This is a genomic window from Blastococcus sp. SYSU D00813, from assembly GCF_054050735.1.
Genome location: NZ_JBJGZX010000056.1, coordinates 1 through 19315 on the forward strand (window position 1 = coordinate 1; position 19315 = coordinate 19315).

The following is a 19315-nucleotide window of genomic DNA, read 5'->3' on the forward strand; positions in this document are numbered from 1 at the left end:
CCCCCCCCCCCCCCCCCCCCCCCCCCCCCCCCCCCCCCCCCCCCCCCCCCCGGGCCCCGGGGCCCCGGGGCGCCCCCCCCCCCCCCCCCCCGAGGCCCGGACGGCGGGTGCCGTCCGGGCCTCGTCGGGGGTGGTGCGGGGTCAGGCCTTCGGGCCACCCGCGGCGTACACGACCTGGCCGGAGACGAAGCCGGCGCCCTCGCTGACGAAGAACGACACGAGGTGCGCGATGTCCTCGGGCTGGCCGACGCGGTTGACCGGGATCTGGGAGGCGTTGAACTGGATGAAGTCGTCGAAGCCGACGCCGAGGCGCTCGGCGGTCGCCTTGGTCATCTCGGTCTGGATGAAGCCGGGGGCGATCGCGTTGGCGGTGACGCCGAACTTGCCCAGCTCGATGGCGAGGGTCTTGGTGAAGCCCTGCATGCCGGCCTTGGCCGCGGAGTAGTTGGCCTGGCCGCGGTTGCCCAGCGCCGAGGTCGACGACAAGTTGACGATCCGGCCCCACTTGGCGTCGATCATGTGCTTCTGCGCCGCGCGGGTCATCAGGAAGGCGCCCCGCAGGTGCACGTTCATGACGACGTCCCAGTCGGTCTCGGTCATCTTGAACAGCAGGTTGTCGCGGGTGACGCCGGCGTTGTTCACCAGCACGACCGGCGGGCCCAGCTCGGCGGCGATGCGGTCGACCGCGGCCTGCACCTGCTCGGCGTCGCTCACGTCGGCGCCCACGGCCAGCGCGGTGCCGCCGGCGGCCTGGATGGCCTCGACCGTGCTCTTGCCGGCCGACTCCTCGAGGTCCACCACGGCCACGGCGAAGCCGTCGGCGGCGAGGCGCTCCGCCGTGGCGGCCCCGATCCCGCGGGCCGCGCCGGTCACGATGGCCACGCGGCGCTGTGCGTCGGTCATGTCGCTCCTTCTCCTGCCGGCGCTCCTGTGCGCCGGGTCGTCTCGCAGGGCTCGCCCGACACCGTACGGCGGGGACCCGGCGCGGACGCGCGGAGGTCCGGGCGGGGACCCGACACCGGACGCCGGCCGCGGCTCAGGGCCAGATGCTGGCGACGATGATCGCGGCCACCGCGAGCTGCGCGGCGGCGCTCACCAGGCTGGCCGGGTGGAAGTCCGGCTCGGTCAGGTGGGTGCCCAGCCGGCCCGGCGTGACGAGGTCGAGCACGAGGAACGCCACGGCCTGCAGGACCACGCCCAGGATGCCGAAGGCGACGGTGTAGCCCAGCGCCTCGCCGAAGCCGCTGGTCGCGTTGGTCCAGATGCTGGCGAACGCGATCGCGCCCTGGCCGAGGAAGCCCGCCGCGAGGGTGAGCGCCGCGTTGACCGACCGGTGCTCGTAGATGTGCCGGCCGAGGTGGCCGGGGGTGAGCAGGTCGAGGGCGAAGAACCCGAGGACGAGCAGCGCGATGCCCACGCCCGTGTAGGCGACGGCGTAGCCGATGCTCTCCAGCATGGGACGGGGACCTCCGGGTGCGGGGGGACGACGCGGCCTGCTGTGTCTACCGCACCGGTCCCGCCGGCGGCAGCGCCGCACCGGGTCCGGCCGGCTCCCGCACGACGTCGACCCGGTCGAACCCCTCGCCCTCGGTGGGCGGCGCGAACCGGGCCCGGGTGGCCGCGAGCCCCACCTCGGGCACGCGCGCCGCGCCCTGGCGGGCGGCGTTGCGGGCCTCGGCCACCGACCGCGGGGTGTCCAGCCAGACCGCGCGCACCGGCACCCCGGCCGCCCGGGCCGCGGCGACCAGGGGTGCGCGCTCGGCCGGGGACGGGTTGGTGTTGTCCACGGCCACGCTGCGGCCGGCGGCCAGCAGCTCGGCCACGACCCGCTGCTGGCGGGCCTCCCGCCGGCGGGCGCGCGGCCAGTGGTCCTTGCTGACGACGGCGTGCGTGCCGGCCAGGTGCCGCGCCACCCAGGTCGTCTTGCCCGCGCCCTGCAGGCCGACCAGGACGACGAGCTCCTGGCCGGCGGGGCGGGCGGGTGGCGGGGCTGCGGTCAGGCGCTCCTCCGCAGCCGGGTCACCGGCGTCTCGTCGTCGTCGAGCGCCGGCCGCGGCGCGGGGTGCTCGACCAGAGCCAGCACGCGGCCGGCCATGAACCGCGCGGTGCGCACCGGGGTGCCGCCGCGGGTGCTCTCGGTGACCTCTACGACCCCGCGGCCGTGGGTGACCTCCACCCGCCGTCCGGCCCGGGTGGCCTCGATCTCGTAGGTGCGGGTGCTCCCGCCGGCGTCGATCACGACCTCGATCCGGTCGCCCTTCATGGTGTCTCCTCCCGACACCGTTGCAACGCCGGCGCCGGGCCCGTCATTCCGCGTCAGTCCTGGTCAGCGCCGTGCGAGCGCCGGTGCGGGCGGGGCACGTGCGGCCGTGGGACGTGCAGGGCGCGCACGGACGCGAGGGCGGCGCGGCGGGCCTGCGCCCGCTGGCGCGCCCGGCTGGTGCGCGGTGCGCGGGGCTCCTCCCGCAGCAGCGAGTCCAGCCAGTGCCCGCGCGGGTCGACGTCCACCAGCAGCGCCTTGACCAGCAGGGTCAGCGGGATCGCCAGCAGCGCGCCGAGCGCCCCGAGCGCCCACCCCCAGAACAGCAGGGCGACGAAGGTGACGGTCATCGACAGGCCGACCGAGTCGCCGACGAAGCGCGGCTGGATCAGCGTCTGGATCACGAAGTTCAGGACCGAGTAGACGATGACGACGGCCCACATGTCCGACCAGCCGCCGTCCAGCAGCGCGAGCAGCGCCGGTGGCAGCAGCCCCAGCACGAACCCGATGTTGGGCACGTAGTTCGTGATGAACGACAGCAGGCCCCACAGCAGCGGCAACGGCACGCCGATGATCGCCAGGGCGATGGTGTCCCCGACCGCCACGAAGAAGCCGAACACGGTGCTGACCAGCAGGTAGCTGCGCGTGCCGCGGGCGAACAGGCCCATGGCGATGAGCAGGTGCGGCCGCTCCGCGGCGATGAGCGCCAGCCGCCGGCCGAAGCCGCCGGACTCGATGGCGAGGAAGACCAGCGCCGAGAGGAGCAGCAGCAGGGTCGACGCGGCGTCGGTGAGGCTGGCCAGCAGGCCGGTGGCCACGCCCACGAGCTGCCCGTAGTCGATCTGCGAGACGAGGTCGCTGATCTGGCCGGAGACCACCCCGGCGTCGTTCAGGTCGTCCTGGACGGAGCGCAGCAGCGAGTTGAACTCGGGCGCGTAGTCCGGCAGCAGGGCGGCCAGCTGGGCGACGGAGACGACGAGCAGCGCCACGAACGACAGCAGGACGGCCCACACGAGCAGCAGCAGGACCGTCGCGCTGGCCCAGCGCGGCACGCCGTGCCGCAGCAGCCAGCGCTGCACCGGCATGAGCGCCACCACGATGACCAGCGCCAGGAGCACCGGGGCGATGAGCCAGGCGAGGGTCCGGACGCCGCTGAGCGCGATGGTCGCGGCGGCGCCGCCCAGCAGCAGCACCAGCCACCGCGGCAGGCCCCCCGCGCCGCCCGGCTCCACGCCCGCCGCGGGGGCGGCGGCCTCGGCTACCGCGGGGACGGTGGCCTCGGTCCCGGGGGCCCCGATGGTCCCGACGGCCCCGGCGGCCGGGTCGACGGGGTCGGCGGGCGCGGCGCCCGGCGCCTGAGCCGCGGGAGCCGCGAGCGCCGCCTCCGCGTGGGCATCGGCGAGCTCGGCCGCCAGCGCGGACGCGGTGCCGCCGCGTCCGCTCCGCTCACCCTCCGGCAGCGCGGGCTGGGCCACCATTCGTTCTCCGCTCTCCCCCGTGCGACGGCTCCCGCCGCCGGCCCCCGCGCGCCCTGCGCCGCGGCCGTGCCCAGGGTGTCACGCCCGGGGCCGGTCGCAGGAGCACCGCTCCGCCGCTCACCCCGCGACGCGGTCCAGCAGTGCCAGGAGCCGCCGCCACGCGTCGGCGGAGGCCTCGGCCCACTGGTCGGCGGCCCGGTCGAAGAAGGAGTGCGGCGCGCCGTCGTAGACCGCCGTCTCCACCTCGGCGCCGGCCGCGCGCATCCGCTCGGCGAGGGCCAGCTGGTCGGCCACCGGCGTCGCGGCGTCGTCGCCGGCGATGAGCATGAGCACCGGCAGCCGGGCCGACCCGGCGGAGTCCCCGACCATCTGTGGCCGGCCGTAGAAGCCGGCGGTGGCCGCGAGCGGCAGCGTGCCCTCGGCCTGCCGCCAGGCGTTGCTGCCGCCGAAGCAGAAGCCGACCGTGACCACCGGCAGGTCGGCCCGGGTCCGGCCGCGCAGGTGCTCGATCGCGGCCGCGGTGTCGCCGTCGATGCCCTGCGCGGTGGTCTGCGGCATGTGCGTCTGCCAGTCGAAGTCCTGGTCGCGGATGCCCCGGCCGGCCCGGCCGGCGGTGCGCGCGAAGTAGTCGATGGCGACCGTGGGGTACCCCGCCTCGGCGAAGCGCTCGGCCAGCGCGACGTAGTAGGGGTGCAGGCCCCGCACGTCGGGGAGCACGACCACGCCGGCGCGGGCCTCCCCCGCCGGGGCCGCGAAGGCGGCGTCGAACTCCGTCCCGTCGGCCGAGGTCAGGGTCAGCAGCCCCCGCTCGACGACCTCACCGGAGTGCGGCGGTGCGGGCGGGCGGCTGTCGGCGTCGTGGCACATGCCCCTTCCCTACCAGGCGGGCCGGGGGCGGGCAGCTCAGGTGTCGGCGGCCCGGTCGGCGGCGTCGGGACGGCCGCCGAAGACCCGGGCGGCCACCTCGCGGCGGGCGTCGGCCAGCCACTGGTGCTGGTCGTCGGCCTGGGCGACCAGCCGCTCCAGCAGCGCCCGGTCCAGCCGCGGCTCGACGGCGGCCAGCTCCAGCAGCGTCTCGAACCCGGCCCGCTTGGCCAGGACGGCGGTGGCGATGAACTCGAACTCGACCAGGTCGCTGAGCGGGGAGCGGGAGAACAGCCGGCCGTTGAGCTTGGCCCGCGACAGCTTCTCCGCCACCCAGGTGCCCAGCTGCTTGTAGGCGCGGACCGGGATGCCCAGCGCGCCGGCCATGGCGACGTGCGCCGAGCGCTCCTCGCGCAACTCGTCGAGCAGCTGCTCCAGCCGGGCCTCGTAGGGGGTGCCGCGGTGGCGCGACAGCATCCGGGAGACCAGCTCGACGCCGCCGGTCGCCGCGGCCAGGTGGTCGTTGACGTAGACGCCCAGCAGCTCGGCGTTGCGGATCCCGCCGGACGCGGCGGGCCCGGACGAGGGGGGCTGGGACACGGGACCTCCTGGGGACCGGACGGGACCGGCCCATTCTCACCGCCCGGTGATCACTCCGCGCGGCGGCCGGGGCTCCCCTCGGCCTCGGCGCGGGCGAGCAGCCGCGCTGCCGTCGGCCGCAGGTCGCACTCCAGGTCCCAGCCGCCGGCCGCCAGCCGCTGGCCGACCGCCTGCCGGCTGACGCCGAGCGCCGCGGCCGCCGAGGCCTGGGTGCGGCCGGCGGCGAGCAGGTCCACCGCGGCCCAGGCGGCCGTGCTGCGGCGGGTCACCAGCGTCGCCAGCGCGGTGAGGACGGCCTGGGCGTCGAGCGCCTCGGCCGGCTGCGCGCCGCGGACGGCCAGCCGGGCCGGGCGGCGCGCGGCCGCGGCGAGCGCGGAGGCGGCGGCCAGCGCGGCGGGCCCGCGGAGGGGGCCGGGCCCGCGCGTCAGCGGCCCGGCGCCCACCCCGACCGGCCGGCGCCCGTGTCGGACGAGGCGCAGCACGGCCTCGACCGTCGCCGCCGGGTCGGCCAGGACGACGGCGTCCTCGTCGGCGGCGACGCTGACCACGAACGGCACGCGCCGAGCGTGCGGCAAGCCCTAGAGCTTGTCGAGGACCTCCGCCGGGAAGCCGCCCGTGGCGACGGGACCCCACCGGTCCACGGTGATCCGCAGCAGCGACTTGCCCTGCCGGGCCATCGCCGCCCGGTACTCGTCCCAGTCGGGGTGCTCACCGCTGATCGACCGGAAGTACTCCACGAGCGGCTCGAGGGCCTCGGGCAGGTCCAGCACCTCCGCCGTCCCGTCGACCTGCACCCACGGCCCGTCCCAGTCGTCGGAGAGCACACACAGGGAGACGGCCGGGTCGCGGCGCGCGTTGGCCACCTTCGCCCGCTGCGGGTACGTGGAGACGACGACGCGTCCCTCGGCGTCGACCCCGCAGGTCACCGGGGACAGCTGCGGCCCGCCGGAGGCGCGCCGGGTGACCAGCACCGCCTTGTGGCGGGGGCGGAGGAAGTCGAGCAGCGCCGCGCGGTCGACGCGGTCGGCGGTGGCGGTCCTGGGCATGGAGATCACGGTAGTGCGACGCCCGCGCCCGTCGCCCGGTGCGCCGGGGTGGTCTGTGCTGCGATGGAACCCATGAGGCTGTTCCCCCGCCGTACGGCCGCGGCCCCGCGACCGCCCGCCGTGACCGACGTCCCCGGGGCGGCGACCAGCGCACCGGTGCCCTCCGACGAGCGGGGTGCCCGGCTGCAGCGCGGGATCCGCACGGTGGCGATCGCCTCGGCCGAGCTGCTGCTGATCGTGCTGGCGCTGTACGTGCTGGGCGAGATCGTCGGCGCGCTGTGGGTCGTCCTGCTGCCCATCGTCATCGGCCTGCTCATCGCGACCGTGCTCTGGCCGCCCACCCGCTTCCTGCGCCGGCACGGCTGGCCGCCGGCGCTGGCCGCCTCGGTGGTCCTGCTGGGGGCGATCGCCGTCTTCGGCGGGATCATCGCGATCATCGCGCCGCAGGTCGTCGACCAGGTCGAGACCCTGGCCGACCAGGTGGCCGGCGGTCTGCAGGACGTCCAGGAGTGGCTGCAGGGCCCGCCGTTCAACATCGACGAGGCGCAGATCGGCAACGCGGTCGACCAGGCCATCAACGAACTGCAGTCGCGCGCGGGTGACATCGCGAGCTACGCGGCGACCGGGGCGACGGCGATCGGGAACACGCTGCTGAACCTGGTGCTGGCCCTGGTCCTCTGCTTCTTCTTCCTCAAGGACGGGCCGCGCTGGGTGCCGTGGCTGGCCGCGCAGACCGGCCGCCGCGCGGCCCCGCACGTGGCCGCCCTGTCGGACAAGGCGTGGTCGACGCTGTCGGAGTTCATCCGCCAGCAGGCCTTCGTCGGCTTCATCGACGCCTTCTTCATCGGCCTGGGGCTGTGGATCCTCGACGTCCCGCTGGTGCTGCCCCTCGCGGTCATCACGTTCTTCGCCGCGTTCATCCCGATCATCGGCGCCTTCGTGGCCGGCGCCTTCGCCGTCCTGATCGCCCTGGTCGACGAGGGCTTCACCGTGGCGCTCATCGTGCTCGGCGTCGTGCTGCTCGTGCAGCAGATCGAGGGCAACGTGCTGCAGCCGATCATCCAGGGGCGCGGGTTCAACCTGCACGCCGCCGTGGTCATCCTGGCGGTGACCGCCGGCGGCAGCCTGGCCGGCATCACCGGCGCGTTCCTCGGCGTGCCCGTGGCCGCGCTGATCGCGGTCACCTACCGGTACACCCGCGACCAGCTCGACGGGAAGTCGCCGGAGGTCACCGACGAGGGGCTGCGCACCCAGGTGGTCGGTGACGACCAGGGCGTCCACCTGGAACCGGAACCGGTGACACCTCCGGGCGACCGTGGCCCGAAGCCGGAGGAGGACGCGGGCGGCCCGGAGGGCTGACCCCCGCGGGGGACCATGGGAATTCCGGACGCCCCCGCGGAGCTGCCGGAGGGGACCGGGGACGCACCCGGGACGTCGTCGAGGAGGAACACGTGGCGCTGCGACCGGAGGACCTGGTGGAGCTGCTCCCCGCGGCCGGGCCGTTCCTCGACCGGGAGAGCGCGCTGGCGCAGCACGCCGACCCGGCCGGGGCGCGCCGCGGGCTGGTCCTGGTGCACGACCTGGCCGGGGACTTCGACGCCGCCCGCGCCGGCGCGCTGGCCGGTGCCCACCTGCTGGCGAGCCTGCCGCACGAGGTGGTGGCCCGCTTCGACGCCGACGCGCTGGTCGACTACCGCGCCCACCGGCCGCGGATGACCTTCACCGGCGACAGCTACGCCGACGTCACGCTGCCCGAGATCGTCCTGTACGCGCTCGAGGACGACGCGGGCGAGCCGTTCCTGCTCCTGCACGGGGCCGAGCCGGACTTCGCGTGGGAGCGGTTCGTGACCGCCGTCCGCGACCTGGTCGAGCGGCTGGGCGTGACGTCGGTGGTCGCGCTGCACGCGATCCCGATGCCGGTGCCGCACACCCGCCCCGTGACGCTGACGGCGCACGCCACGCGGCGCCAGCTGATCGAGAGCTACCCGGTCTACTGGGGGCAGGTGCGCATCCCCGGCAGCGTCGGGGCGCTGCTGGAGCTGCGGATGGGCGAGGCCGGGGTCGACGCCTACGGCATCGCCGCGCACGTGCCGCACTACCTGGCCCAGGCCACCTACCCCGCGGCCTCGCTGACCCTGCTGGAGCACCTGGCGCAGCTGACCGGGCTGCACCTGCCGACCGAGGCGCTGCGGGAGGCCGCGGAGGCCAACCGGACGGAGGTCGACGAGCAGATCGCCCGGTCGCCGGAGAACACCGCCGTCGTCGCCGCGCTGGAGCAGCAGTACGACGACTTCACCGCCGCGCACGGGGACTCCGGCCTGCTCGGCGCCCGCGGCGAGGTGCCCAGCGGCGAGGAGATCGCCGACGAGTTCGAGCGGTTCCTGGCCGAGCAGGAGAAGCGGCGCGGGGAGTAGGCCGGCGGGGGTCCCCGCGGGGACGGACGACCTACGCGAAGACGATCGTGCGGTCGCCCTCGACGATCACCCGGTCCTCCACGTGCCAGGTCACGGCCTGGGCGAGCACCTGGCGCTCGACGTAGCGGCCCACCCGGCGCATGTCGGCGACGGTGGCCCGGTGGTCCACGCGGGCGACCTCCTGCTCGATGATCGGGCCGGCGTCGAGCTCCGCGGTCACGTAGTGCGCGGTCGCGCCGATGAGCTTCACCCCGCGGTCGTGGGCCGCCTGGTAGGGGTTCGCGCCGACGAACGCCGGCAGGAAGCTGTGGTGGATGTTGATCAGCCGCTCCGGGAACCGGCTGCAGAACTCCGGCGACACGATCTGCATGTAGCGGGCGAGCACGACCAGGTCGGCGTCCCCCACGATCTCCAGGGCGCGGGCCTCCGCCTCGGCCTTGGTCCCCGGCGTCACCGGGACGTGGTGGAACGGGATGCCGGCCGCGGCCGCCACCGGCTCGAGGTCGGGGTGGTTGGAGACGACGGCGGTGATGTCGGCGCGCAGGTCACCGGCGCGGACCCGGTAGATCAGCTCCTGCAGGACGTGGTCGGTCCTGCTGACGAAGACGGCGATCGTCGGACGGGCGCTGGCCTCGGTGAGCCGCCAGGTCATCTGCCACTGCCGGGCCAGCAGGTCCAGCGCGCCCTCGAGCTGCGGCCGGCGCTCGGCCAGGTCGGCGAGGACGAACTCCAGGCGCAGGGTGAAGGTGCCGCCCGTCGGGTCGGAGGAGTGCTGCTGCGAGTCGGTGATGTTCGCGCCGACGTCGGCGAGCAGCCGGGAGAGGACGGCGACGATGCCGGGCCGGTCGGGGCAGCGCACCACGAGGCGGCCGGCGTCGGTGGTGGCGGGGTCCGCGGGAGCAGCAGGCAGCACGATCAGGGATCCTCCCCCACCGCCGGCCCGCCGGACCGCGGCGGCACGGTCGGGGCACCCCTTGGGGGTGGGCGTCAGGCCGCAGGCAGGCGGGCGCGGGTGCGGTCGGCGACGTCGAACAGGTCCCCGTAGTCCTCGACCCGGTGCAGGACCTCCTCGGTGCGGAAGCGCAGCAGGCCGGGGTCGGCGCCCTCGTTGACCGCGTCGACCTCGTCCCAGCCGATCGGTGTCGACACCGTCGCGTCGGGCCGGGCGCGCAGCGAGTACGGCGCGACCGTCGTCTTGGCCGGGTTGTTCTGGCTCCAGTCGATGAAGACCTTGCCCGGGCGGAGCACCTTCTCCATCCGCCACACGACCTCGTCCGGCGTCTCGGCGGACAGCTCCTGGGCCAGCGCCTTGGCGTACCGGCTGGGGTGGTCGCGGTCGGTCACCCGGATCGGCGCGTACACCTGCATGCCCTTGGACCCGCTCGTCTTCACCACGGGGTCGAGGCCGTCGTCGACCAGCCGCCGGCGCAGCCGCTCGGCGACCCGGCAGCACTCGGCGATGCCGGTCTGCGGCCCGGGGTCGAGGTCGAGCACCAGCAGGTCGGGCAGGGTGGGCTGCAGCCGGCTGCCGACCTGCCACTGCGGCACGTGCAGCTCCAGGGCGGCGAGGTTGGCCGCCCACGCGAGGTCGGCGACGGTCTCGAGCACGACCATGTCGAGGGTCTCGCGGCCCTTCGAGCTGCCCGGGCTCGGCACGGTCACCTTGCGCACCCAGTCCGGGGCGTGCCGGGCGCTGTTCTTCTCGAAGAACGCCTGCCCCTCGACGCCGTCGGGCCAGCGGGTGAAGGTGACCGGGCGGCCGGACAGGTGCGGCAGCAGGACCGGGGCGATCCGGACGTAGTAGTCGATCACCTGGGCCTTGGTGAACGACACCTCCGGGAAGAGCACCTTCTCGAGGTTGGAGACCTCCAGCTGGCGGCCGTCGACCCGCACCCGCTGGCGGCTCACCCCTGCCACTCCTCGGTCACCTCCTCCGGGTCGAGGTCGTCGCGCAGCCCGCGCCAGGAGGGGTGGCGCATCCGGCCGTCGGCGGTCCAGCCGGCGAAGGCCACCTCGCCGACGAGCCGCGGTTCGACCCAGCGCGCGTCCCGGGTCACCTCGCGCGGGAGCGCGTCGGCGAACGGTGCGGTGGCGCGCGCGGTCATCAGCGGGTCCAGTTCCCGCAGCGCGGCGTCGGTGAACCCGGTGCCCACGTGCCCGGCGTAGACCAGCCGGCCGTCGTCGTCGTGCACGCCGACCAGCAGCGAGCCGACGCCGCCGGCGCGCCGGCCCTGCCCGGGCCGCCAGCCGCCGACGACGACGCTCTGCATCCGCAGGTGCTTGACCTTGCGCCACTCCGGCGCCCGGACGCCGGGGCGGTAGGTGCTGTCCAGCCGCTTGGCGACGACGCCCTCCAGCCCGTTCTCCCGGCTGGCGGCGTGCACGTCGGCGCCGCCGCCCCGGAACCACGGCGTGGCCACCCACCGCTCCCCGGCCGGCTCCAGCTCGTCGAGCCGAGCGCGCCGCGCGGCGTAGGGCAGCGCGGTCAGGTCCTCGCCGTCCAGGGCGAGCAGGTCGAACACGAGGTAGGTGACCGGCGCGGCGGCGGCCATCCGGCGCACCTCCGGCCCGGTGCGGTGCATCCGGCCCTGCAGCGCGCCGAAGTCGGGGCGGCCGAGGGCGTCCAGCGACACGATCTCGCCGTCGAGCACGGCGTCGCGGCCGGCCAGCGCCGCCGGGGGCCGGGTCACCTCGGGGTACCGCACGGTGATCTCGGTGCGGCTGCGAGCCCACAGCCCGACCCGGCCGTCGCGCACCAGCGAGACCGCCCGGACGCCGTCCCACTTGAACTCGTAGCCCCAGCGGCCGTCCTCGGCGGCGGGCGGCAGCTCGCCCGGGGTGGCGAGCATCGGTGCGGGGACGGGCGGCGGTTCGGGGCGGGCCACCTCAGGCGCTGCGGCGGGTCCGCTTGGCCGGGGCCTTCTCGGCCGCGGTCGTCTTCTCCGCCGCGGTGGTCTTCTTCGCGGCCGTCTTCTTCGCCGCCGTGGACTTCTCCGCGGCCGCGGGTGCCTTCTTCGCGGTCCGCTTCGCCGGCGCCTCGTCGGCCTCCTCGGCGGCGGCCCGGCGCGGCGCCGTCGCCTTCTTCGCCGGGGCGCGCTCGGCCGGGGCGGCGTCCTCGTCGTCGGCACTGCCGCCGCGGGCCTTCTCGACGCTGCGCCGCAGCGCGCTCATCAGGTCGACCACCGCCGCGCCCGGGTCGGCGGTCTCGGGCACCGGCTGCACCTCGCCGCCGGTCTGCTTGGCCTCCAGCAGCGCCGTCATGGCCTCGCGGTAGTCGTCGGTGAACTCGTGCGGGTCGAACTCCCCCGACATCGAGGAGATGAGCGCCTCGGCCATCTGCAGCTCCTGCGGCCGGACCGCGACGTCCTCGTCGAGGAACGCGAAGTCGGGACGGCGGATCTCGTCGGGCCAGCGCATCGTGTGCAGGACGAGCACGTCGTCGCGCACCCGCAGGGCGGCCAGCGACTCCCGCTGGCGGAGCGCGATCTTGGTGATGGCGACCTGCCCGGCGTTCTGCAGGGCGTCGCGCAGCAGGACGTAGGGGCGGACGGCGGGGCCGTCGGGCTCGAGGTAGTAGGTCTTCTCGAAGTGGATCGGGTCGATCTCCTCCTGGTCGACGAACTGCAGGACGTCGATCTCCCGCCGCGTCGACAGCGGCAGGTCCTCGAAGTCCTCGTCGGTCAGGATCACCAGCTGGCCGTCGGGCAGCTCGTAGCCCTTGGCGATGTCCGCGTACTCGACCTCCTCGCCGTCGATCGAGCAGACCCGCTTGTACTTGATCCGGCCGCCGTCGGGGGCGTGGACCTGGTGGAAGCGGATGTCCTTGTCCTCGGTCGCGGAGTACAGCTTCACGCCGATGCTGACCAGCCCGAAGGAGACCGCACCCCGCCAGATCGACCTCGGCACGCCGTGCCTCCTCCCGCCCCCCACCGACACCCGAACCCGCAGCCTAGGCCGGGTGCGGGCCCGCCGGCAGGTCGACGGCGGTCCGCCTCCCCCGTCCGGAGGACGGAGCTCACGCCACGCCCTGCGGCTCCTCCTTCGGCGCCGGCTCCAGGCCGCCGTTCTGGATGGCGTCGTAGACGAACTGCAGGACGTCGGAGGAGGCGACCAGGGTCATCGTCAGCGCGGCCAGCCGGGTGGCCTTCGGTGCGGTGGCGTAGCCGAACACCAGGCCGGTGGCTACCCACTGGGCCAGGCAGAACGGGCAGGTGAGCAGCTCCCCGACCGCGTGCTTCACGCCGCCGTGCTCGCGCACCTCCTCGGCCACCTCGGCGTGGCCGGAGGGGCCCTGGAACGCGGTGAAGGGCGCCCGGATCGGCGCGGTCACCGGGTCCTTGGCGATCCGCCGGGCCAGCCGGAAGGTTGCGACGGCGAGCAGCGCGGCGTCCCCCGGCGGGATGCGGTCGGGCAGCTCGCGACCGGATGCCCGTACCGCGGCGGCACCGGCGGAGACCAGGCCGAGGTAGACCCCCATCGCCCCCAGGTCGCCGGCCAGCGGCCGGGGCTCCCCCTGGGAGTACTCGTGCCGCTGGGTGCGCGCCCAGCGGCGGAGGGGGGCCAGTGACGCAGAGGTGGCCCGCTGAAGGTCGTCGCCGATCGCCATGGCACCGGCGCTACCCCGGCAGCCCCGCCGCGACCCATCGGCGCGACCCGCATGGTCTCGGGGCGGGCGGGTAGGCGGGGAGGGACCGCGGCCGTGGCACCGGCCGCCGACGGAACGCCGCGCGGGTCACCGCGCAGGAGGAGGCAGCACCCCATGACCACGCCCGAGGGCCAGACCGCCCGCGACGTCCACCCCGAGGACGAGGGCATCCCCGAGGTCTCACAGGACGACTCGCCCACCCAGACCTGGAACGAGGACCCCGAGTTCGCCCCGCTGCCGGGCGAGCGCCCCGGCGCCTCCACCGACTTCGGCACCACCGCCTTCGAGCAGTCCCAGGGCGAGTCGCTGAGCGGCCGGCTCGACCGCGAGGAGCCCGACGTGCAGCCCGGCGTCCGGGCCGCGGAGGACCCCCAGCGCGCCACGATGCAGCTGGAGCAGGACACGTCCACCTCGCCGTTCTCCGACTCCGGGACCAACACCACCGCCGACGACGTCGAGGCCACCGCCGACGCGCCGGCCGGCGGGGAGGGTCCCGAGGAGGCGGCGATGCACGTGACGGACGGCTGAGCGCGCCGGCCCGCTCCCCGGCCGTCCCCCGACCCGCCCCCCGGGCTCCCCGGGTGGCGGGTTGGCGGGCGTCGACCCGGTTGTCTACGTTGTAAGCGCGGTTGAGCAGGCAGCCGCGCCCGTGCCGGGGTGTGCCCCGGCACAGACACCGTCCGACCGGGCGTGTGCCCGGGGGCGTCGACACCGGCGTCCCGCACGGCGGTAGATTGGCCCCGCGGCCGTGCCGCCGGGCACTGCCGTTGAGAGGAGCTCGTCCGTGACCACACCCGACCTGCCCGCCGAGGGTCAGTCCGACGTGCCGAACGAGGGCACCGAGGCCCCCTTCGACGACGTGATCACGCTCTCCACCAGCACTGGTGAGGACGGCGCTGTCACGGTGACGGTCGTCGGCGAAGTGGACACGTTCACCGCGCCGGTGCTCCGCTCGTCGCTGGACACCCAGCTGGAGCAGCAGCCGCGCGAACTCGTGATCGACCTGTCCGGCGTCCAGTTCCTCGGGTCGGCCGGTCTGGCCGTCCTGGTGGAGACGCAGAAGTCGGCGCGCAGCCGCGACGTCGAGCTCCGGCTCGTCGCCACCACCCGCGCGGTCACCCGACCGCTCGAGGTGACCGGCCTGATCGACCTGTTCACCATCGTGGACGGCAGCGCGCGCTGAGCGAGGACCCCCTGCCCCCCACTGCTCGCTAGCTCGCAGCGGGCCCCTGCAGGGGGCCGCAGACGACGAGGGCCCCCGCCGTCCGGCGGGGGCCCTCGTCGTGTCGGGACGGGTCGCCGTCCGGCGAGCGCTCAGGCGTGCAGCAGCTGGCAGACCGCCGCCTCGAGCACCCGCTGGGCGTCGCGGTCGTTCTCGGCCTCGGCCGCCTCGCGCAGCGCCGGCGCCACCGTCTCGCCGTGCTCGTACCGGTCGACGACCCGGGGGTCGACGTAGCTGGCCTTGCACACCGCGGGCGTGTTGCCCAGCTGCTCGGACACCGCCTTGTACGCCGTGCTGATCACCTTCTTGCGGCCCGTCTTGGACTTCGGCGGCGGGGCCTCGGCCAGCTGGGCGGCCATGAGCACGGTCGCCGTCCAGGTGCGGAAGTCCTTGGCGGTGATCTCCGCGCCGCTGATCTCCTTGAGGTAGGCGTTGATCTCCGTGCTCGTGACGTCGTGCCAGCTGCCGTCGTCCAGCTGGTAGGCGAGCAGCTCCTCCCCCGTCCCCTCCGGGCGCTTGAGCAGCGCGCGCACCACGTCGGCGGTCGGCTTGTCGGTGATCTCGACCTCGCGCTCGATGCCGCCCTTGGCGGTGTAGGAGTAGAAGGTCCGCTCCCCGCGGACCGACACGTGCTCCCGGCGCAGCGTGGCCAGCCCGTAGGTGCCGTTGTCCTCGGCGTACTGCTCGCTGCCGACGCGGAACGCGCCGAGGTCGAGCAGCCGGACCGCACAGGCGAGCACCCGCTCGCGGTTGAGGCCCCGGCTGTGCAGCGCGTCCACGACCTCGTCGCGGACGTCGGGCAGCTGGTGGGCGATCTCCAGCACCCGCTCGTGCTTCTCGGCGTCGCGCCGGGCCCGCCACTGCTCGTGGTAGCGGTACTGCCGGCGACCGGCGGCGTCGACCCCGGTGGCCTGGATGTGCCCGTTGGGCCACGGGCAGATCCACACGTCCTTCCAGGCGGGCGGGATCGCCAGGGACCGCAGCCGGTCCAGCCGGTCGTCCTTGATGAGGACGCCGTCCTCGTCGTAGTAGGCGAAGCCCCGGCCGGCGCGCCGGCGACTCCAGCCGGGACCGTTCACGTCGCTGCGGCGCAGTCTCACCCCCGGTGGATGTGCCGCGATCCGGTTGTCCAAACCGGAACGGCACCGATCGTCGCCCGGTCAGCGGATGTCGACCAGCCCCGGCAGCCCGCTGATCTCCAGGACGTGCCGGGTCACCCCGCCGTCGGGGGCGTGCACCACGAGCTGCCAGCCCTCGTCGCGGGCGATCCGCGCGATGGCCAGCACCACCCGGACCGCGGCGCTGCTGAACAGCGTGACGGCCGTCAGGTCCAGCTCGACCCGGCCGGTGCCGCCGTGGCTGGCCTCCAGCAGGCGGATGCGGAGTTGCTCGGCGCTGAGGATGTCGAGCTCGCCGTCGACGCGCACCACCGGCCGCTCCCCCGTGCGGTCGACCACCACCGCCGCCGTCGAGCCGGCGGGGGCGTGCTCGTGGCCGTCGTCGGGCACGCGGCGCAGGCGCAGCCGGAGCGTCACCGTCGTCCCGTCCTCCTCCTGGAGGACGACGCCGTCGACGAGCTGCCGCATGATCAGCAGCCCGCGGCCGCGGCTGCCGGGGTCGCGGTCCGGTGGCCGCCAGGTGCCCTCGTCGCGGACGACCACGGTCAGGACGCCGTCCTGGTCGACCGCCGCCGAGACGTGCATCGGCCCCGGCTCGCCGTCGCGGTAGGCGTGCTCGGCGGCGTTGGCGGCCGCCTCCCCCACCGCGACCATGACGCCGACCCGGTCCTGCTCACCCATGCCGAGGCGGTCCAGCCACGCGCCCAGCCGGCGGCGGACCGCCGGGAGCGAGGAGGGCACGGCCGGCAGGTCCAGCCGCAGCGGCGCCGGGGTGTCGGCCAGCCGGTGGGCCACGAGGACGGCGACGTCGTCCGGCCGGCCCTCCGGCGCCGGCAGGCGCTCGGCGACGGCGGCGGCGAGGTCGACCGAGCCGATCCCGTCGCCGCCCTCCCCGCGGGCGACCACGGAGCGGGCCACCTCGGCCAGGTGGGTCAGCCCGTGCGTCGGCGGCGGGCCGGCTGCGGTCACGGCACCGTCGGAGAACAGGACCAGGGTGGACCCCTTCTCCAGCACCACGGAGGAGACGTCCGTGCGGCTGCCGGGGACGCTGCCCAGCGGCGGGCGCGGCACCAGCGGCAGGAAGGTCGTGCTGCCGTCGGCGGCCACGACGAGCGGCGCGGGGTGCCCGGCCGCGGCGTAGGTGAGCCGGCCGGTGCCGGCCTCGAGGACGCCGTAGAACACCGAGGCGCCCTCGACGTCCTCCATCTGCCCGGCGAAGTCGTCCAGGGCGGCGACCACGGCCCCCGGCCACGGGTCGCGCATCGCGACCGAGCGCATCGCCCCGCGCAGCCGCCCCATCGCCCCGGCCGCCGGGGCCCCGGAGCCGACGGCGTCCCCGATGACGAGGGCGAGCCGGCCCGCCCCGAGGGGGACGGCGTCGTACCAGTCGCCGCCGGCGGCGTCGGGGGAGGTCGCCCGCTCGTAGCTGCCCGACACCCGGATGTCGGGCAGCAACGGCAGCGCCGGCGGCAGGAGCGCGGACTGGACCTGCTGCACGAGGTCGGCGTCGAGGTCGGCGTCCGCGCCGACGCCGGTCTCCAGGACCAGCAGCACCCCGGGCTCGCCGGCCACGGTCAGCGGCTGGAGCACCAGCGTGGCCGGCGGGCCGTCGGCGCCGAGCAGCCCGGTGACCGTCTCCGTCCGGCCCGTGCGCAGGGCGACGCGGGCCAGCTCCTCGACCGGACGTCCCGCCACCAGGGGCAGCGCCTGCCGGCCCGAGCCCAGCTCGCGGGCGCGCGCGTTGGACCACACCGGTCGCAGGTCGGCGCCGGCGAGGCAGGTCATCGCCGCGGGCGCGTCCTCCAGCGCGGACACGAGCGTGCCGGCACCCGTGACCTCGGCGGGCGGGGGCTCCGGCGACCGGGCGTCCTGGCTGGTGTCCATCTCCGGTCAGTGGACACCAGGCCCCGGACCCCGGCAACCGCGCCGGACCGGCGGTTTGGCGCCCCTCGGACCCGGGTATCGCGCCGGGTCGGCGCCGCCCCGGGGCCGCCCGTGCCCCCGGCCGGGCGCGGCTCTCGGGCAGGATGGGACGCCGGAGCCGACGCCGCCGAGGCGCCGGCCCGACGAGGACCTGAGGAGTACGGACGCATGGTGGATCGCAGGGGGGCACTCGCCCAGGACGGGCGGCGCGCCGAACGACTGGAACTGCGGGTGCCCACCACGCCGACCCAGCTGCCCGCGGTGCGGGCGATGGCGGGCGACCTGGCCATCCGGATGGACTACGACCTCGACTCGGTCGAGGACCTCCGCCTGGCCGTCGACGAGGCGTGCGCCACGCTGGCGGCGATCGGGTTGCCGGAGGAGCCGCTGACCGTCGTGTTCGAGACCACGCGCTCCGGTCTGCACATCGACGCCTGGGTGCCCACCGCCGACGGCACGGAGGTCCCCCGCGACGGGTTCGGCTGGGCGGTGCTGCAGACCCTGGTCGACGCCGTCGACGCCCGGCCGGCCACGCAGGCGGAGGTCCCCGCCGGCGACGGCAGCGGTGCCGCGGTCGCGCTGATCTCGGTGGACAAGTTCCTCCCGGGCCAGGGTCCGAGCCCGATCGGCTCGGGCCGGAACGTCTCGGTCGCGCGGTGACCCCGGGGACAGCCACCGGACACCCGACCGCCGAGGAGGACACCCTGCACGGCGAGGACACCGCCCCCGGGGACGAGCGGACCCCCGACGAGACCGCCTCCACCGACGAGCCCGACACGGCCGAGGTCGACGAGGACGTCGACGAGGACGCCGACGACGCCGACGACGAGGAGGCGGCCGACGACGGCCCGGCCGTGCCGACCCCCCGCGCGGAGGGCGAGGAGGCCGTGCCGGTGTCGGACAACCGGCGCCGGGCCGAGCGGACCGCGCCGCTGTTCGCCGAGCTCGCCTCGCTCGACAAGGACGACCCGCGCCGGGAGCGGCTGCGGGAGGTCCTGGTCGAGGAGCACCTGCCGCTGGTGCGGCACTTCGCCCGCCGGTTCAGCAACCGCGGCGAGCCCTTCGACGACCTCCTCCAGGTCGGGACGCTGGGCCTCATCGCCGCCATCGACCGGTTCGACCCGACGCGCGGGGTGGAGTTCCTCTCCTTCGCCGTCCCGACCATCACCGGCGAGATCAAGCGGCACTTCCGCGACCAGGGCTGGTCGGTGCGGGTGCCGCGGCGGCTGCAGGAGCTGCACCTGTCGCTGAACTCCGCCGTCGGCGAGCTGGCGCAGAAGAACGGCCGGGCGCCGACGCCCAGCGAGCTCGCCGAGCACCTGGGCATCCCCCGCGAGGAGGTGCTGGAGGGCCTGGCGGTCGCCAACGCCTACCGCAGCAGCTCCCTCGACGAGCGGCTCTCCGGCGAGGACGACTCCCCCACCCTGGCGGCGACGCTGGGCGAGGAGGACGCCGCGCTGGAGGGCGTCGAGTACCGCGAGTCGCTGCAGCCGCTGCTGGCCACGATCCCCGCCCGCGAGCGGCGGATCCTGATCCTGCGGTTCTTCGGCAACATGACCCAGTCGCAGATCGCCGCCGACATCGGCATCTCGCAGATGCACGTGTCCCGGCTGCTCAGCCAGACGCTGGCCAAGCTCCGCGAGGGCCTGCTCAAGGACTGACGAAGGACCCCGTCCCCCTCACCCCTCGCACCCTCGGGGCGGGCCTCCGGACGGGGCCGGACGCCGGTGGCCCGGGACCGAGCT

General features: G+C 75.6%; 22 protein-coding genes. 6 read left to right on the plus strand and 16 right to left on the minus strand.

Translation table 11 applies throughout. The features are described from left to right. Positions 1 to 141 precede the first annotated feature (141 nt). The 9 genes from fabG to ACI8AX_RS22575 form a co-directional block, all read right to left on the minus strand. Positions 142 to 903 (minus strand): 3-oxoacyl-ACP reductase FabG, encoded by a 762-nt coding sequence (gene fabG / locus ACI8AX_RS22535; RefSeq protein WP_456552106.1) that lies wholly within the window; start codon positions 901 to 903, stop codon positions 142 to 144. A 133-nt stretch (positions 904 to 1036) separates the two neighbouring features. Further along, positions 1037 to 1456, minus strand: a complete 420-nt coding sequence (locus ACI8AX_RS22540) for a DUF350 domain-containing protein (protein WP_456552107.1) — start codon at positions 1454 to 1456, stop codon at positions 1037 to 1039. A gap of 46 nt (positions 1457 to 1502) precedes the next feature. Beyond that, entirely contained in the window at positions 1503 to 2000 is a 498-nt protein-coding gene (locus ACI8AX_RS22545; RefSeq protein WP_456552127.1) for an AAA family ATPase, read from the minus strand. Further along, a complete protein-coding gene (locus ACI8AX_RS22550) occupies positions 1997 to 2263 on the minus strand; it encodes a hypothetical protein (RefSeq protein WP_456552108.1) in 267 nt (88 codons plus the stop codon). The genes ACI8AX_RS22545 and ACI8AX_RS22550 overlap by 4 nt, the downstream gene beginning before the upstream one ends. Positions 2264 to 2316: 53 nt before the next feature. Next, positions 2317 to 3738: an AI-2E family transporter gene (locus ACI8AX_RS22555; protein ID WP_456552109.1), complete on the minus strand. Its 1422-nt coding sequence runs from the start codon at positions 3736 to 3738 to the stop codon at positions 2317 to 2319. 117 nt (positions 3739 to 3855) lie between these two features. Further along, the gene (locus ACI8AX_RS22560) at positions 3856 to 4605 is read right to left on the minus strand and encodes a dienelactone hydrolase family protein (RefSeq protein WP_456552110.1); all 750 of its coding nucleotides are present in this window, start codon (positions 4603 to 4605) and stop codon (positions 3856 to 3858) included. A gap of 36 nt (positions 4606 to 4641) precedes the next feature. Further along, a complete protein-coding gene (locus tag ACI8AX_RS22565; RefSeq protein ID WP_456552111.1) occupies positions 4642 to 5202 on the minus strand; it encodes a hypothetical protein in 561 nt (186 codons plus the stop codon). 50 nt (positions 5203 to 5252) lie between these two features. Next, the gene (locus ACI8AX_RS22570) at positions 5253 to 5759 is read right to left on the minus strand and encodes a hypothetical protein (protein WP_456552112.1); all 507 of its coding nucleotides are present in this window, start codon (positions 5757 to 5759) and stop codon (positions 5253 to 5255) included. Between the two features lie 21 nt (positions 5760 to 5780). Then, entirely contained in the window at positions 5781 to 6248 is a 468-nt protein-coding gene (locus ACI8AX_RS22575) for a PPOX class F420-dependent oxidoreductase (protein ID WP_456552113.1), read from the minus strand. Positions 6249 to 6320: 72 nt separating this feature from the next. Between ACI8AX_RS22575 and ACI8AX_RS22580 the strand changes: the two genes are divergently transcribed. Both ACI8AX_RS22580 and ACI8AX_RS22585 read left to right on the plus strand, forming a co-directional pair. Then, complete coding sequence (locus ACI8AX_RS22580) at positions 6321 to 7607, plus strand: AI-2E family transporter (protein ID WP_456552114.1); 1287 nt, start codon at positions 6321 to 6323, stop codon at positions 7605 to 7607. Positions 7608 to 7699: 92 nt separating this feature from the next. After that, on the plus strand, positions 7700 to 8662 hold the full coding sequence (locus ACI8AX_RS22585; RefSeq protein WP_456552115.1) for a proteasome assembly chaperone family protein: 963 nt from the start codon (positions 7700 to 7702) through the stop codon (positions 8660 to 8662). A 31-nt stretch (positions 8663 to 8693) separates the two neighbouring features. Here the strand turns inward: ACI8AX_RS22585 and purU are convergent, their stop codons facing one another. The 5 genes from purU to ACI8AX_RS22610 all read right to left on the minus strand — a co-directional run bounded on the left by purU (position 8694) and on the right by ACI8AX_RS22610 (position 13268). Then, positions 8694 to 9575 carry a formyltetrahydrofolate deformylase gene (gene purU / locus ACI8AX_RS22590; protein ID WP_456552116.1) on the minus strand — a complete coding sequence of 294 codons (882 nt, stop codon included), beginning with the start codon at positions 9573 to 9575 and terminating at the stop codon, positions 8694 to 8696. Positions 9576 to 9649: 74 nt separating this feature from the next. Then, the gene (gene ligD / locus ACI8AX_RS22595; RefSeq protein WP_456552117.1) at positions 9650 to 10570 is read right to left on the minus strand and encodes a non-homologous end-joining DNA ligase; all 921 of its coding nucleotides are present in this window, start codon (positions 10568 to 10570) and stop codon (positions 9650 to 9652) included. Further along, complete coding sequence (gene ligD, locus ACI8AX_RS22600) at positions 10567 to 11511, minus strand: non-homologous end-joining DNA ligase (RefSeq protein WP_456552118.1); 945 nt, start codon at positions 11509 to 11511, stop codon at positions 10567 to 10569. The genes ligD (ACI8AX_RS22595) and ligD (ACI8AX_RS22600) overlap by 4 nt, the downstream gene beginning before the upstream one ends. Before the next feature lie 37 nt (positions 11512 to 11548). Further along, positions 11549 to 12568, minus strand: a complete 1020-nt coding sequence (gene ku, locus ACI8AX_RS22605; RefSeq protein ID WP_456552119.1) for a non-homologous end joining protein Ku — start codon at positions 12566 to 12568, stop codon at positions 11549 to 11551. 109 nt (positions 12569 to 12677) lie between these two features. Next, on the minus strand, positions 12678 to 13268 hold the full coding sequence (locus ACI8AX_RS22610; protein ID WP_456552120.1) for a DUF1360 domain-containing protein: 591 nt from the start codon (positions 13266 to 13268) through the stop codon (positions 12678 to 12680). Between the two features lie 153 nt (positions 13269 to 13421). On the opposite strand from ACI8AX_RS22610, the gene ACI8AX_RS22615 reads away from it, so the two are divergent. Together ACI8AX_RS22615 and ACI8AX_RS22620 are read left to right on the plus strand one after the other, a co-directional pair. Beyond that, positions 13422 to 13835, plus strand: a complete 414-nt coding sequence (locus tag ACI8AX_RS22615) for a hypothetical protein (RefSeq protein WP_456552121.1) — start codon at positions 13422 to 13424, stop codon at positions 13833 to 13835. Between the two features lie 256 nt (positions 13836 to 14091). Further along, the gene (locus ACI8AX_RS22620) at positions 14092 to 14490 is read left to right on the plus strand and encodes an STAS domain-containing protein (protein ID WP_456552122.1); all 399 of its coding nucleotides are present in this window, start codon (positions 14092 to 14094) and stop codon (positions 14488 to 14490) included. A gap of 131 nt (positions 14491 to 14621) precedes the next feature. Here the strand turns inward: ACI8AX_RS22620 and ACI8AX_RS22625 are convergent, their stop codons facing one another. Continuing rightward, positions 14622 to 15629 (minus strand): DNA topoisomerase IB, encoded by a 1008-nt coding sequence (locus ACI8AX_RS22625; RefSeq protein WP_456552123.1) that lies wholly within the window; start codon positions 15627 to 15629, stop codon positions 14622 to 14624. Positions 15630 to 15689: 60 nt separating this feature from the next. Next, positions 15690 to 17531 (minus strand): SpoIIE family protein phosphatase, encoded by a 1842-nt coding sequence (locus tag ACI8AX_RS22630; protein ID WP_456552124.1) that lies wholly within the window; start codon positions 17529 to 17531, stop codon positions 15690 to 15692. A gap of 207 nt (positions 17532 to 17738) precedes the next feature. On the opposite strand from ACI8AX_RS22630, the gene ACI8AX_RS22635 reads away from it, so the two are divergent. Beyond that, positions 17739 to 18230: an ATP-binding protein gene (locus ACI8AX_RS22635; protein WP_456552125.1), complete on the plus strand. Its 492-nt coding sequence runs from the start codon at positions 17739 to 17741 to the stop codon at positions 18228 to 18230. Then, the gene (locus ACI8AX_RS22640; RefSeq protein WP_456552126.1) at positions 18227 to 19231 is read left to right on the plus strand and encodes an RNA polymerase sigma factor SigF; all 1005 of its coding nucleotides are present in this window, start codon (positions 18227 to 18229) and stop codon (positions 19229 to 19231) included. The genes ACI8AX_RS22635 and ACI8AX_RS22640 overlap by 4 nt, the downstream gene beginning before the upstream one ends. Positions 19232 to 19315: the final 84 nt, after the last annotated feature.